General features: G+C 63.0%; 11 protein-coding genes. 8 read left to right on the top strand and 3 right to left on the bottom strand.

Annotation, left to right across the window (positions count from 1 at the left end):
• Window positions 1–30 precede the first annotated feature (30 nt).
• A complete protein-coding gene (gene hisN, locus AT302_RS18210) occupies window positions 31–837 on the top strand; it encodes a histidinol-phosphatase (RefSeq protein WP_058379654.1) in 807 nt (268 codons plus the stop codon).
• Here the strand turns inward: hisN and AT302_RS18205 are convergent.
• Window positions 825–2,165, bottom strand: a complete 1,341-nt coding sequence (locus tag AT302_RS18205) for an MATE family efflux transporter (RefSeq protein WP_058379653.1) — start codon at window positions 2,163–2,165, stop codon at window positions 825–827. The two genes, hisN and AT302_RS18205, sit on opposite strands and share 13 nt — an antisense overlap.
• 238 nt (window positions 2,166–2,403) lie before the next feature.
• Between AT302_RS18205 and AT302_RS27875 the strand changes: the two genes are divergently transcribed.
• From AT302_RS27875 to AT302_RS18180, 5 genes are all read left to right on the top strand, one after another.
• Window positions 2,404–2,727 (top strand): YXWGXW repeat-containing protein, encoded by a 324-nt coding sequence (locus tag AT302_RS27875; protein ID WP_058379652.1) that lies wholly within the window; start codon window positions 2,404–2,406, stop codon window positions 2,725–2,727.
• An 841-nt stretch (window positions 2,728–3,568) separates the two neighbouring features.
• The gene (aspT, locus tag AT302_RS18195; RefSeq protein WP_058379651.1) at window positions 3,569–5,257 is read left to right on the top strand and encodes an aspartate-alanine antiporter; all 1,689 of its coding nucleotides are present in this window, start codon (window positions 3,569–3,571) and stop codon (window positions 5,255–5,257) included.
• A gap of 295 nt (window positions 5,258–5,552) precedes the next feature.
• Window positions 5,553–7,238 carry an aspartate-alanine antiporter gene (aspT, locus tag AT302_RS18190; RefSeq protein WP_058379650.1) on the top strand — a complete coding sequence of 562 codons (1,686 nt, stop codon included), beginning with the start codon at window positions 5,553–5,555 and terminating at the stop codon, window positions 7,236–7,238.
• 111 nt (window positions 7,239–7,349) lie between these two features.
• On the top strand, window positions 7,350–8,975 hold the full coding sequence (locus tag AT302_RS18185; RefSeq protein WP_058379649.1) for a bifunctional aspartate transaminase/aspartate 4-decarboxylase: 1,626 nt from the start codon (window positions 7,350–7,352) through the stop codon (window positions 8,973–8,975).
• A gap of 574 nt (window positions 8,976–9,549) precedes the next feature.
• A complete protein-coding gene (locus AT302_RS18180) occupies window positions 9,550–10,797 on the top strand; it encodes a ShlB/FhaC/HecB family hemolysin secretion/activation protein (protein WP_157125826.1) in 1,248 nt (415 codons plus the stop codon).
• On the opposite strand, the gene AT302_RS18175 is transcribed toward AT302_RS18180, so the two are convergent.
• Window positions 10,781–11,359 carry an SLOG cluster 4 domain-containing protein gene (locus tag AT302_RS18175; RefSeq protein WP_058379647.1) on the bottom strand — a complete coding sequence of 193 codons (579 nt, stop codon included), beginning with the start codon at window positions 11,357–11,359 and terminating at the stop codon, window positions 10,781–10,783. The two genes, AT302_RS18180 and AT302_RS18175, sit on opposite strands and share 17 nt — an antisense overlap.
• Window positions 11,360–11,668: 309 nt before the next feature.
• On the opposite strand from AT302_RS18175, the gene AT302_RS18170 reads away from it, so the two are divergent.
• Window positions 11,669–12,151 carry a hypothetical protein gene (locus AT302_RS18170; protein ID WP_058379646.1) on the top strand — a complete coding sequence of 161 codons (483 nt, stop codon included), beginning with the start codon at window positions 11,669–11,671 and terminating at the stop codon, window positions 12,149–12,151.
• 417 nt (window positions 12,152–12,568) lie between these two features.
• Entirely contained in the window at window positions 12,569–13,417 is an 849-nt protein-coding gene (locus tag AT302_RS18165) for an EamA family transporter (protein ID WP_058379645.1), read from the top strand.
• Window positions 13,418–13,471: 54 nt separating this feature from the next.
• Here AT302_RS18165 and AT302_RS18160 read toward each other — a convergent pair whose 3' ends face one another.
• Window positions 13,472–13,705 (bottom strand): formate dehydrogenase subunit delta, encoded by a 234-nt coding sequence (locus AT302_RS18160; protein ID WP_058379644.1) that lies wholly within the window; start codon window positions 13,703–13,705, stop codon window positions 13,472–13,474.
• Window positions 13,706–13,889: the final 184 nt, after the last annotated feature.

Here is a 13,889-nt window from a genome sequence, read left to right as displayed (position 1 = left end):
CGCGCTGCAAAGTGCCAAGGAGACCCACGCATGTCGTCCGCCCCCGTTACCCCTGTTGCCGAGTACGCCGCCTTTGCCGCCACGCTGGCCGACGCTGTGCGACCGCTTTCGCTCGGCTGGTTTCGCCGCCGTCTCGCGGTGGACGATAAGGCGGACGAAAGCCCGGTGACGATCGCCGACCGCGAAGTCGAGACCGCGCTGCGCCAGCAGATCACCGCGCGCTACCCGTCCCACGGCATCTGGGGCGAAGAGTTCGGCAAGCACAATCCCGATGCGGAATACGTCTGGTCGGTCGATCCCATCGACGGCACGCGCAGCTTCATCACTGGCCACCCGCTGTGGGGCACCTTGCTGGCCCTGCTGCATGACGGCAAGCCGGTGGTCGGGGTGATCGACATGCCCGCCACGGGCGAGCGCTGGGTCGGCGTGAACGATGCCGCCAGCGGTGTGCGCGAAGCGCGCTTCGACGGTGAGCGCTGTGCGACGAGCCCGGTGACATCGCTGGCCGAAGCCACGGTGTACGCCACGTCGCCCGACATTTTCGATGCCGCCGAGTACGCCCAGTTCGAACGCCTGACGAAGGCGGTGAGCCGCCGTCGCTTCGGCGGCGATTGCTACGCCTACGGCCTGCTGGCCAGCGGGCATATCGAACTGGTGATGGAAGCCGGCTTGCAGACCTACGACTATCTGGCCGTAGCACCGGTGATCGAGGCGGCAGGTGGTGTCATTACCGACTGGGACGGTCAGCCGCTTACGCTGGCCTCACAAGGCCGTGTATTGGCCGCCGCGAACGCAGAACTGCACGCCGCCGCATTGGCCTGCATTCAGGGCCGCTGAAGCCCGGCTGACGGCATGCCGCGCCAGATGCGCGGCAGCAGCACGCCAAGCACGACACCGCGCGTGGCGAGAAATGACATCAGCGCGAGCCAGAGCCCGTGATTGCCCCACGCATCGAGCGTGAACGGCATCACGGCGCCAAACACCACGAGTCCGATCAACGACGAACTGAGCAACTCGCGCGTGCGCGTCGCGCCGATAAACACGCCGTCGAGCTGAAAGCACCACACGGCAACGATCGGCGAAATTACCGCCCACGGCAGGAACTCGCGCGCTGCGTCGCGCAGCACCGGCTGATCGGTCAGCGTGTCGATGATCGCCCCGCCCGCCACGGCATAGACCAGTGCGAACGCCACGGCGCAGCCGAGCGCCCATCCGAGCGATAGACGAATGGCATGGAGCAGCGCCTCGCGCTGACGCGCGCCGACGTAGGCGCCGACCAGCGCTTCGGCGGCATGCGCGAAGCCGTCGAGGCCATAAGCCATGAACGTCTGAAAGTTGAGCAGCAGCGCGTTGGCGGCCAGCGTCGTATCGCCAAGGCGGGCGCCGACGCGGGCAAACCACGCGAACGCGAGCTGCAAGAACAGCGTGCGCAGGAAGATATCGAGATTGAGCCGCAGCAGCCGCCACAGCGCGCTGCGCTCGACCAGCGCAGCCAGTCGCAGCGGCGGCAGGCCCGGTGTGCGGGCCAGCCATAGCAACCATGCGCCAAGCGCAAAGCCCAGCACGTCGGCCAGCGCCGTGGCGATGGCAATACCCGCCACGCCCCAGTCGAGCGCGCGCACGAACACGATCACCGCCACGATGTTCACCACATTGATGAACACCTGCACCATCAGCCCCTGCCGCACGCGCTGGCAGGCCAGCAGGTAGCCGAGCACGACGTAATTGCCGAGTGCCAGCGGCGCCGCGAGGATGCGAATGCCCGCGTATTCGCGCCCGAGCGCCTGCACTTGCGCGCTACCGCCCAGCCACGAGACCCCAAGCGACACCAACGGCTCGCGAAACAGCAACAGAACGGCGCCGATCGAAAAGGCCAGCGCCAGTGCGCGGCACAGGGTATCGCGCAATGCGACGGCGTCACGCGACCCGAACGCCTGCGCGGCCAGTCCGGTGGTACCCATTCGCAGGAACGAGAAGCCCCAGAAGATCAGATTGAGCAGCAGTGCCCCTAGGGCGACACCCCCCAGATAGGCAGGGCCCGGCAGATGACCCGCGACCGCCGTATCTACGGCCGAGAGCAGGGGCTGGGTGAGGTTGGCGAGCACAATGGGCACGGCCAAACGAAGGAGTTGCCGGTGACCGACGCTCGCAGGGGCAGGGTTCATGTCGAAGAGGTGCGGCAACCGTTCATGGCGGCGCCGTCGTCATCCGCACGGGGCGGCGAATTTAAGATGGCGCCGATTATACGTTGGACGCTACGTTGGATGCGGACGGTACAATGACCCCTCGCCCACGCCCGCCCACTCTTTCGTGATTCACCGACTGCGCATGCCGTTCTCGTCATCGTCCTCCTCGTCGTCCTCTCTGCCACCTTCCACTCGCTCAAGCGTCGTGCGTGCCTGCATGGCGACGCTCACCGCCGCCCTGTGTCTGGCAAGTCTGCCGGTGCTAGCCGACGTCACGGTCGATCGCGGACCGCCGCCGCCGCGTGTCGAGAACCCGCCATCTGCGACCGGCAAACAGTTCTGGGTGCCGGGGTATTGGCAGTGGAGCGCCGGACGCTATGACTGGATCGACGGTCACATGGAAACCAAGCGCCCGGGCATGCGTTACACCCCCCCGCATTGGGAAGAAACGGCGTCGCACGAATGGACATTGCGCGACGGTAAATGGGCGCCCACGAGTTGGGGGCCGGGCACCATTCACGAGATTCGCGCCCCCAAATAAACGGCCGATATTCGGATGGGGCGCACATCGGCTGTTAAATGCATCAGCTATCAAAACTGATTGGCTATCAAAAATCAGCTAAGCGAGTCGTTGAACGATGGGTGATTCATCACTCAAAAACGACTGGCAGTCGTGCTGCGGCATCGTGCCGCAGCACTTGAAAGTTTTTCATCTTTTCCTTCGAATATTTGCGATTGCAAATGTCATATTGATGCGGGCGCTACGGCCACGCCATCACGCCGAGTTGCTTCAACCCTGATCGGACAACGGACTGCCAAGGATTTATAAAATTTAATCAGGAATGCTATGTATCTATTTGCATGCAGACTTGACGGGCACAAGCTTGAGCCGCTACGCAAAACATATTGACACGCCCGGAACGTTGAACAACACTATGCCGACACCGCGTCACCACGAAATGCGGAACAGTCGCAGATAGCGTAATTTAAATAACTCTCCAAACGAGTTTTGGGAATAACCAAACCGTTTTCGAGCGTTAGGAACACGTGTCATGCGGCTTATGGTGTAGCGCCTGAGGCTTCTGAGGGAGGAGGCGGGCGTCATCGATTATCGGGTTGTCTCAACGTTTTGGGATCCGCTATGAACACCGTACGCTTCGGCCTGAGTGCCGCTCTGGTTACTTTGCTTTTCCCTGTCCCCACATCAACGCCTGGCGGCGTCACGTCCAGGCGCATAACGTAAAGCCGGTCTTTCCGATCGAATTGCTCTGTACCTGTCATCCGGGTAGGGCTGACTGTTGCCTTTTGCATTCGTAACTCACGCGCCGTCGCTTGATTGGCGCGGCCCCGTCACCTTAGCGTGACAAGTCGCTGGAGCATTTATGCAGTGTTCTGTCCCGCTGTTTGATGCTGTGCCGTTGATCACGGTATTCGTATGCGTTGTACTGGGCCAATTGCTTGGCCGCATCAAACTCGGACCGATTCAACTCGGTGGCGTGTGCGGTGCGCTACTGGTAGCGCTGCTGATTGGGCAGACCGGTTGCATGGTCGAGGGCTCGCTCAAGGACTTTGCGTTCGCGCTGTTCATCTTTGCGATGGGCTTCTCCGCCGGGCCGCAGTTCGTCGAAAACCTGAATCTGCGCGGCCTGCGCTTTGGCGTGCTGTCGATCATCGAAGTCGTGTTCGTCTTCGGCATCGTGATGATCGCCGTGAAGTTTCTCGGGCTCGACCCGGGCACGGCTGGCGGTCTGGCTGCTGGGGCGGCGACTGAGTCCGCCATGGTCGGTACGGCCATCGAAGCGCTCAACCGCCTCGGCCTCGATCCGGAGGCCTTCAAGGCCTTGCAGGCCAACGTGGTGACCGCCTACACGCTGACCTACGTGTTTGGTCTCATCACCATCGTGTTGTTCACCAATCTGCTGGCCCCCCGTTTGCTTGGCATCGATCTCAAGCAGGACAGCGCACGTCTGGCCCGCGAGATGGAAGACGAGAACGGTGCCGATGCCGGTGCGCCTGCCGCGCCGGATATCGTCGGCCGCAGCTATCGGGTGGCGCACCCCGGTCTCACGGTGGCCGCGCTTGAAGCGGCACTCGAAGGGCGTGTTGCCGTCGAGCGCGTGCGGCGTGCCACGGCGGCGGTGCCGGTAGCACAGGCCCTGACGCTTGAATCCGGTGACGAGTTGCTGCTGGTCGGGCGCCGCGACGCCATGCTCGAAGCGCATGCGCTCGTCGGCCCGGAAGTGGCGGGCACCGAGACGAACGAGATCGTGCTCGTCGAGCGCGATTTCGTCATGACGAACAAGGAAGCGGAAGGGCGCACCGTCGCCGATCTGCGCCGCGAAGCGCCGGTTGAATTGCGGCACGGCGTGTTCGTGAAATCCGTGAAACGGATGGGTATGCAGTTGCCGTCGCTGGGCAAGATTACGCTGCAACGCGGCGACGTGATCACGTTGCAAGGTTTGCAGGAAGACATCGAGCGCGCGGGCGCGGTGCTGGGCAAGGAAGTGCCGCATGGCAACAAGACGAGTCTGGTGTTCGTCGGTCTGGCGCTGATTCTCGGTCTTTGCATCGGCCACCTGTCGGTGCGCATCGGTGGCGTGCCGATGACGCTCGGCAGCGGTGGCGGGGCGCTGCTCACGGGGTTGGCGAGCGGTTGGCTGCTCTCGCGCCGGCCCACGTGGGGCACGTTCCCACCGGCGGCTTACGAGTTGCTCAAGGATCTGGGGCTGGCAGTGTTTGTCGTGTGCGTGGGGCTTTCCGCAGGGCCGCAGGCGGCCGTGCTGCTTCGCGAACACGGGCTTGCGCTGCCGGTCGTGGGTATTTGTGTGTCGCTCATTCCGGCCCTCGTTTCGCTCTGGGTCGGCCACAAGTTGCTGCGCATCGACGGTCCGATCCTGATCGGCGCCATCGCAGGTCAGCAGGCCAGCACGCCTGCGATCAGCGCAGTGGTTCAAACGGCAGACAGCGCGTTGCCGGTCGTGGGGTACACGGTGACCTACGCCCTGTCGAACGTGCTGCTGCCGCTGATGGGCCCGGCGGTGGTCTTCGTCGCTCATCAGTTTTCGCACTAGGGGTCTGTTCACATGAGTTCCAGGCTCGTGAACGTGTTCTACCGGCTGGCTGGCAAGGCGCCCGCAGCGCCGCTTGGTCGTTCCAAGCAAGCTGCGGGCAACGCCGCCAGACGGCCGGTAGGGCACGTTCCCTCCGGGTTGCCCACCCAAAGGGGCGATCGCTGCGTCATGACCCTCGCGAATATTCCCGATATTCGCTTCGGCTCATTCCTTGCGCTCGCCCCTTTGGCCGGGCAACACGAGCCTGGAACTCATGTGAATAGACCCCACCCCTATTTCTGACGGAGGTTCTGCCGTGGATATCGTGCATAGCATTCTTAACCATGTCCCCGAGGTGGCGATCTTTCTATCGCTCGCCCTCGGGTACGCACTCGGGGCGATCAAGTTCGGCTCCTTCCAGCTAGGCGGTGTGGGCGGTTCGCTGCTCGTCGCCGTGATCGTCTCGCAGATCGGTATCTCGGTCGACGCAGGCGTGAAAAGCATCATGTTCGCGCTGTTCATCTACGCCGTGGGTTACGAAAGCGGCCCGCAGTTCTTCAACTCGCTCTCGCGCAAGACCTTGCGTGAAATCGCGATGGCGATCTTTCTGGCGGCGTCCGGTCTGGTCACGGTGCTGATCTGCGCCAAGATCTTTGGCTTCGACAAGGGGCTCGCGGCCGGTGTGGCCGGTGGCGGTCTCACGCAGTCGGCCATCATCGGCACGGCAGGCGATGCGATTTCGCGTCTGGGTCTGCCGGTCGACGAGGTCAAGCGGCTGCAATCCGAAGTGGCCATCGGCTACGCGGTGACCTACATCTTCGGCAGCCTCGGCGCGATCATCGTGTGCGCCTCGCTGGTGCCCAAGCTCATGGGCCGCACGCTCAAGGAAGACGCCAAGAAGGCCGAACTCGCGATGGCCGGCGGCCAGCAGGTGCTCAACGCCGATCAGGTCGATTCGCTGCCCGCCCTCGTGGGCCGCGTCTATCGCGTGACGACCGGTGCCGGCAAACGCGTGGTCGACATCGAGAAGCAACTCTCCGATGGCGTGACCATCGAGCGTTTGCGCCGTAACGGCAAGATCATCATCGCGACCGACGATCTGGTGCTCGAAACGGGCGACGACGTGATGCTCATCGGCCGCCGCGAAGCCGCCACCGAAGCCTGGCGTCTGCTCGGCGACGAACAGCCGCCGTCACGCGATCTCGACATTCCGCTGCGCTTGCAAGACGTCGTGTTCGCCCGCAAGGGCGGCAACGGTAAGACGCTGGGCGAGCTCAAGGCCGGTGTGGAGCGCGATACCAAGCACGGTGTGTACATCGCCAAGATCACGCGGATGGGGCAACCCGTGCCGGTGCTCGACGACACCATCGCGTACCACGGCGACGTGGTCACGCTCTACGGTGCCGACAGCGATGTGCAACGCGCCGCCAAGGAAGCCGGCTACCCGGTCGCGTATTCGGTCAAGACCGACTACGTCTACATGGGCATCGGCATCGTGTTCGGTCTGCTGATCGGCTACATCGTGGTGAAGGTCGGCGGCATTCCGCTCACGCTCGGCAGCGGCGGCGGTGCGCTGCTGGCGGGTCTGGTGTTCGGCTGGCTGCGCGGCAAGCACCCGACCTTCGGCGCTATGCCGCTGGCGGCAAGTTCGCTGCTCAAAGAGCTGGGGCTTGCGACTTTCGTGACCTGCGTGGGGTTGTCTGCCGGTGCACAGGCATGGCAGACGCTGCAACAGAGCGGGGTCTCGATCTTCGTCGCCGGGGTGATCGTCACCATCGTGCCGCTGCTGCTCACGTATCTCTTCGGGCGCTATGTGCTGCGCTACGACAACGTGGCCATTCTGGCCGGTGCGTTGTCGGGCTCGCGCAGTGCCAACCCGGCTTTCGGTGAAATTCTCGACAAGGCCGAGAGCAACGTGCCGACGGTGCCGTTCGCCATTACTTATGCCATTGCCAACGTGTTGCTCACGTTGCTTGGACCGCTTGTGGTGTCGCTTTCCTAATGCCGTATCGGGCCCTTCCCCTGGGGCCCGGGACAGCGAATGTCTTTGCCCGATCGTTTGTCATTGCCAGTCAATGTCTGATCGCAATTGGTTGTTCATGGAGATAACGCTATGAAATCGAAGGAACTCGACGCACTCGCCAAACTCAGCCCGTTCGAATTCAAGGACACGCTGATCGAACTCGCACAAGAGAATGGCGCACAGCGCTCGATGCTCAATGCCGGGCGCGGTAACCCGAACTTTCTCGCGCTCGAACCGCGTCACGGCTTCTTCCAGTTGGGACTGTTCGCGCTGTCGGAAGCCTCGCGTCAGTTCACGTACATGCCCGAAGGCGTCGGCGGTATTCCCCCGGGCAAGGGCGTCGAAGCACGCTGGCAGGATTTTGCGCGTGAGAATCACCAAGCCGAAGGGGTGAAATTCCTCGAGAAGGCCATCTCGTACATTCGCGATCAGATGGGCCTGAACGTGGAGGATTTCCTCACGGAAATGGTGCACGGCATTCTGGGCTGTAACTACCCGGTGCCGGATCGCATGCTCAAGAACACCGAGAAGATTTCGGCCAAGTACCTGCGCCGCGAGATGGTCGGCAAGCATCCGTTCACCGGCAACTTCGACCTGTTTGCGGTCGAAGGCGGCACGGCGGCCATGACGTATCTGTTCAACACGCTCAAGACCAACCATCTGCTGCAAGCCGGCGACACGATCGCGCTCGGCATGCCGATTTTCACGCCGTATATCGAAATTCCGGAACTGGCCGACTATCAGCTTCACGAAGTGAACCTGAACGCCGATCCGGAGCTGGGCTGGCAGTACTCGAAGAAGGAACTCGACAAGCTGCTCGATCCGAAGATCAAGGCGTTCTTCCTCGTGAACCCGAGCAACCCGCCGTCGGTCAAGCTCGACGACGCCTCGCTCGACCACCTGGCCGCCATCGTCAAGAAGCGCCCGGACCTGATCATCCTCACCGATGACGTGTACGGCACGTTTGCCGACGACTTCCGCTCGCTGTTCGCCATCGCGCCGTACAACACGATTCTCGTGTACTCGTACTCGAAGTACTTCGGCGCCACGGGCTGGCGTCTGGGTGCGATCGCCACGCACGAGAAGAATGTGTTCGACGACAAGATCGCCAAGCTGCCCAAGGCGCAACGCGAAGGGCTCAATGCACGCTACTCGTCGATCACGACCGAACCCGAGAAGCTCAAGTTCATCGACCGTCTGGTGGCCGACAGCCGTGCCGTGGCGCTGAACCACACGGCCGGTCTGTCCACGCCGCAACAGGTGCAGATGGCGCTCTTCTCGCTGTTCTGCCTGATGGACGAGCCGGACGCCTACAAGCACGCCGTGAAGCGCATCATCCGCCGCCGCAAGGCCGTGATGTACCGCGCCGCTGGCATCACCGAGGAAACCGGTCCGAACACCGTCGACTACTACAACATCCTCGACCTGGAAGTCTCGGGCACGAAGATCTACGGCAAGGGTTTCGTCGATTGGTTCATGAAGAACATCGACCCGTCGGAAGTGCTGTTCCGTCTGGCCAAGGAAAGCGGCGTGGTGCTGCTGCCGGGCCGTGGCTTCGGCACGCTCCACCCGTCGGGCCGTGTGTCGCTCGCCAACCTGAACGAGCCGGACTACATCCAGATTGGTGCAACGGTGCGCAAGCTCATGGACGAGTACAACGAGCGGTATCTGGCCGGTGGCTCCGGTGGTGCGGGCAAGGGCGGCAAGAAGAAGTAAGCCGTACCTTCACGTCACAAACTTCGACCACGGTGCCGCACGTTTTGCGTGCGGCACCGGCAGGCCCCCCCTCGATCGCCCCTCCATGGCGATCGACCATTGCCCGGGAACCACCTTCCCGGGCTTTTTTACGATGTGAAATCCGTGGGCGATCTCCCGGATGTTTGCCGGGGTGGCAGGGTTGCGGCGCGTTGCGACATTGTTTTGCGACATTTCGTCGCGCCAATAAAAATGCCCGCACGAGGCGGGCAGAAGTCACTACAGGGGAAGTCACGCGTTATGAGCGTCAAACCCGTGAAAGAGTTCCCAAGGAAAGTGACTGGCAGCGTGTCATCCGATCGACGTAAAATGGACGCTTGTCGCTAAACACCCCCCGATGTCGTCAGCGGCGCACGAAGCTCGCGAAACGACGCGCGCGCGGGGGGGGGTCTTCGGGTGTCGAATGTCGGTAAAGTCAGTCGTGCGCAGTGGCTTGACGATGGTCGCGTGTCTCAACGCCGTCACGTCGTCGGGCGCTCACGCACAGTCATTGTTCTCGGATCCCAATCCACCGTGTTTCACTGAGCAGAATGCCTTGTCCTACGGGTTGTGGGATCGCGGTCTTTCGCCTCAGTATTTCGTGCCGCCCCCCGAGCCTGCACCGGCGCCTGCTGCGCAGGACCCGGGCGTCTCATCCGATCCCATTGCGCTATTCGCTGGCGACGATCCGAACGCCGTCGCTGCCACCGTCGATCGTGAAGCGGCACAGCGCGCCGCGTCAGCCGCGCAGGCGGCCGAAGCGGCAGGGCCTGCCGTGGGTGAGGGCGTTGCCAGTGCTGCGGCGGCCGCCGGGCAGGAAGGCGTTGCCAGTGCCGCGCAGGCTGCGGATGCCGATGGCGTCGCAAGTGAAGCCTCCGCACAGGCTGACGTACCGCCACCGTCACCGCCATCGCCACCATTACCTGCCGCCGACTTTGCCGTCGCCCCGGAATTGAGCGCCGACGGTACGGCGATTTCTGCCAAGGCGCTGCTCGCACCGGGTGAGGTGGCACCTGAGCCGGCCGCCGCCCCTCCAGCGCCGGATATCGTGCCGCCCAACGGATTCCTTGCACGAGCCTCGTGCCTGCGCGGGCAGCCGCGCCGCGAGAGCTACGCCGATCGCAATATCCGCATGCTGATGCGCCACGGGTTGGTGGTGCGCAACGAGAACCTGCCGCTCATCGCCTCGCGCAGCAAGACACCGGGTGAAGGGGCCGTGGGCTTGCAAGTGCTCAACGAGCAGCCGTATCAGTTCAATCTGGGCATGAACAACAGCGGCATGACGACCACCGGCAAGATGCAGGGCACGGCCAATCTGTTGATGAATAACCCGCTCGGCATGTATGGCAAGTTCAATACGACGGTGAGTCAGGACTTGCAGAACGCGCGCCGCGATGCGACCAATCGCGACCTCACGGCCAACTACTCCGTGCCGCTCGATGCCGACTGGACGGTCGGGCTGACGGGCAAGACCAATGCGGCGACCGACCAGATTGCTACCGGCACCACGCAGACGCAGACGTTGCAATGGCGCGTGCGCCGTGCGTTCGATGTCACGTCGAACGGTACGACCGGGATCGAGTTGCGCTACAACCGCAGCCGTACCGAAGACCCGAACGCCCTCCATACCTATGACAGTTACGCCGAAGTGGGCCTGAATCACACCCACTATCTCGGCACGTCCAAGCTGGATCTGTCGGTCATGCAACGGCTCAATGCGCCGTGGATGCCGTCCACTGGCGGGACGCCGGGCTGGTCCTACCGCTTCCAGTCGATCGACGCGAAGCTCACTGTGCCGTTCTGATGAACGCCATCACCACGTCGAGCGACGTGGTGCGTACGAGCGAGGCCGGCAGGTCCGCAAAATGGTCGCGCTCCCCGAAGAGAATCACAGGCTTGCCGTAACGCACGGCAAGCCTGACTTCGTCGCGCGTGCCATGACTGCCCGGCAGCGCGACGATGACATCGCTCGACAGCACGTTGATGGAGTTGCGCGAGAGCGTACCCGGCGGCGCGTCGGGCAGATGACGCGGCAGCGGGCTCACGATGGTGATTTCCACAAATGGGTTCGGATAACCGGGCAGCGGACGGTAGCCTTTTCCTACATCGGCCGCGCCGCTTTCGCCTAATTCACTTTCCACTGCTTCTGTGGGCACCACGCCGATGCTGCGCCCCACGCGCCCGGGCACGGCGCAGAACGCTTCGCTCACGCTGGACATCACACCTTGTCCACCGCCCGTGAGCAAGTGGTATCCGGCCACCGCAAGCGCGTGACCGAGCGGGGCGGCAAGTTCGGCCCACGGCTGCTTGCCGGAGCCCATCACGCCGATGGTTTTGGAACGTTGGGGGAGGGGAGTCGCCGTCATATCGGAAGCGGGATTTGAGCGCTGCCGATCATAAACGAATTCGCGGCACAACGACGAGCACACGCGTGCTGGACCGCACGCAACGCGTTGGCAAATCGCAGGTAAATCGGAGATAAAAAAAACCCGCCGGATGGGCGGGTGAGGAAGCAGGCCTCCCACGGGGAAGTGAAAGCCTGATCTCGCGAGGTGTATGCGAGATGCGTTAGTATCGTGATCTACTAGGGCGTTGGCTATGGGCTAAGTCCTAAAGTGCATGTCAGACGCTTTCCATTTCCATTTCGTACACTTTCTGACGCCGCGAGTCTTTCCATGACTGAATCGATCGAATCCGCCGCCGCTGATGCTGCACAAATTGCGGCCATGCAAAGCCTGCGTACGGCGCTGCTGGCACAACACAAAGTGCTGATCGCCAATGACCGTCAGCAGTACGAGGCGGTGTTCGGTGCCGTGCCGACGGGTCGCTTCGTCCAGTTGCTGACGGAAGATCCCTGGTTCCGTTGGCTCGATCCGCTCTCGCGCCTGATCGTTGCGATCGACGAATGGCAGGAGCAGACGCCGCCGACGGCTGCCAGTGGCATCGCGCTGGCGGACATGGCCGCCAAATTGTTTAGGGATGCCGACGAAGAGTTTGGCGAGCGATATCGTCTGGCGCTGCAACAGGCTCCCGAGGCCGTGATGGGACAGGGCCGTGTCGTCGCCGCGCTGCGCACCGTGCCGCAGTCGCCGGCATCGCCCCCTTCAGCATCGGGTGCATCGGGTCAAAAGGACGCCGACACATCCCCGAAGTCGTAGCACCGGGCCGAAAACGAGGGCGATAGCGCTTGAGCAGGGTGATGCCAGACCGTCAAGCCGAATATTTGTTCCGACGCTGATCGTTTTTTGGGCAAGGCTCTTGACAGCCCCTAAGCACGGGCGATTTGAGCGGGAAGGGTCAGGTTATCCAGTGGGTTATCCACAAAGGGTGTGGACAACTTTTCTCGCGAGACGCGAACCCTTCCGTGTTTTTTCCCTGATTGCGCCTCGGGACCGTTTCGGCATGCACACCGAAATCGTCTGGCCCCGTGGGAATGTTGGACGCTGGCTCTATGGCGGCGCGTGCGCTGCTGCCACAATAGCGTCTTGCCCGGCGGCCCATCCATCGAAAGCACGCATTCGTCGCAATCACACGCCGCCGGTTGCCGTCGCCCCGACCGACCCGTCACCCCGTTGATGACCACTACGCCTATCGTGCTGCTGGTGCTGCTCTCTGCACTGATGCACGCCACTTGGAACGCCTTCCTCCACGCAAGTCCCGACCGCGTCTGGCAAATCGGCCTGATGGCGGTGCCGCAATTCCTTGCCGCTGTGGTCGGCATCGTGTTGTTGCCGCTGCCGCCGATGCAGGTCTGGCCGTTGATCTTACTGTCGGCATGTGCGCAGGTCGGCTATACCGTGGCGCTCATCCGCGCGTATCGCGTGGGGGAGTTCGGGCAGATCTATCCGATTGCACGCGGTATCTCCCCCTTATTGATCTCAGGGGCGGCGCTGTTGCTCGCGGGGGAGTGGCCCACAGGCACCGCCGCCCTCGGCATCGCGTGTATCTGTGGCGGCATTCTGACGCTCGCCCTGCGCGGGCGTCGTTTCTCGGGCGATAGCGTACCTGCCGCCTTGCTCACCGGCGTGTTCATTGCGGCCTACACGGTCGTGGATGGCTTTGGCGTGCGGATGTCGAACGGCAATGGCTTCGGCTATATCGCGTGGGCCTACCTGTTTGCCAGCGTGCCGCTTGTCGGGGGCGTGTGGAAGTTGCGGGGCGGTTGGCGCGGGATGTTCCTGGCGCCGCGCCGACGCGTGATCGAGGCGCTCGGTGCCGGTGTGGTCGCGCAGTGCGCTTACGGCATGGTGGTGTTCGCGCTGCAATTTCTGCCGATGGGTGTGGTGTCGGCGCTGCGCGAATCGAGTGCCATCTTTGCCGTGCTGCTCGGCTGGTTGTTCCTGCGCGAGAAGCTCAACGCGCGCCGCCTGGTGGCATGCAGCCTGGTCGTAGGCGGCGCGGTCTTGATCAAACTCGGTGCATGAGCCGGTGAATGAGCCGATGTCTGAGGCGTTCTCCGGCACCGGTTTTTTCTGCGTTCAGCTGCGCGGCCAAAGCTCCGCACGATGGGCCGTGATGGCTGCCACCACGATTTCGCGCATGCCGTGACCGTCGGTCGATTCGAGATGTTCGAGAATCGTCATGCGCATGCGCGGTGCCCAGAAGCGACGCAAGTGCCCCGCAATGCTCTCGAGCGCTTCGTCGCGGTCGGGCATCGTCTCGAAGAAATCGCCGATCTGATTGGCCATCTTGACCAGATTGTCGGTGTCCATGATCTGTTCTGTCCCCTCTCGTAATCCGCTGTCTTTCCGTTGGTCCGCTAGTCCGTCGCTTTACGGGCCTGCTGCACGGGGCAGTCCCGTGGACAATCCTGCGTCCGCCGCATCGTCTCATGGCGTTGGACGATGAAGCCCGCCGGCACCCGGCGATGGACGCGGATTGTCTTGGTTGCCCTGG

This window comes from Pandoraea norimbergensis (assembly GCF_001465545.3).
Lineage (GTDB): Bacteria > Pseudomonadota > Gammaproteobacteria > Burkholderiales > Burkholderiaceae > Pandoraea > Pandoraea norimbergensis.
The sequence above is the reverse complement of the archived record's forward strand: the minus strand, read 5'-3'. Positions and strand labels throughout refer to the sequence as shown.

Excerpts from the sequence above, each read along its gene's own strand:
- AT302_RS18165 (WP_058379645.1), top strand. The coding sequence starts at position 12,569 with ATGACCACTACGCCTATCGTGCTGCTGGTGCTGCTCTCTGCACTGATG.
- AT302_RS18175 (WP_058379647.1), bottom strand. The coding sequence starts at position 11,359 with ATGACGGCGACTCCCCTCCCCCAACGTTCCAAAACCATCGGCGTGATG.
- hisN (WP_058379654.1), top strand. The coding sequence starts at position 31 with ATGTCGTCCGCCCCCGTTACCCCTGTTGCCGAGTACGCCGCCTTTGCC.
- AT302_RS18170 (WP_058379646.1), top strand. The coding sequence starts at position 11,669 with ATGACTGAATCGATCGAATCCGCCGCCGCTGATGCTGCACAAATTGCG.
- AT302_RS18185 (WP_058379649.1), top strand. The coding sequence starts at position 7,350 with ATGAAATCGAAGGAACTCGACGCACTCGCCAAACTCAGCCCGTTCGAA.
- aspT (WP_058379651.1), top strand. The coding sequence starts at position 3,569 with ATGCAGTGTTCTGTCCCGCTGTTTGATGCTGTGCCGTTGATCACGGTA.
- AT302_RS27875 (WP_058379652.1), top strand. The coding sequence starts at position 2,404 with ATGGCGACGCTCACCGCCGCCCTGTGTCTGGCAAGTCTGCCGGTGCTA.
- AT302_RS18205 (WP_058379653.1), bottom strand. The coding sequence starts at position 2,165 with ATGAACCCTGCCCCTGCGAGCGTCGGTCACCGGCAACTCCTTCGTTTG.
- AT302_RS18160 (WP_058379644.1), bottom strand. The coding sequence starts at position 13,705 with ATGGACACCGACAATCTGGTCAAGATGGCCAATCAGATCGGCGATTTC.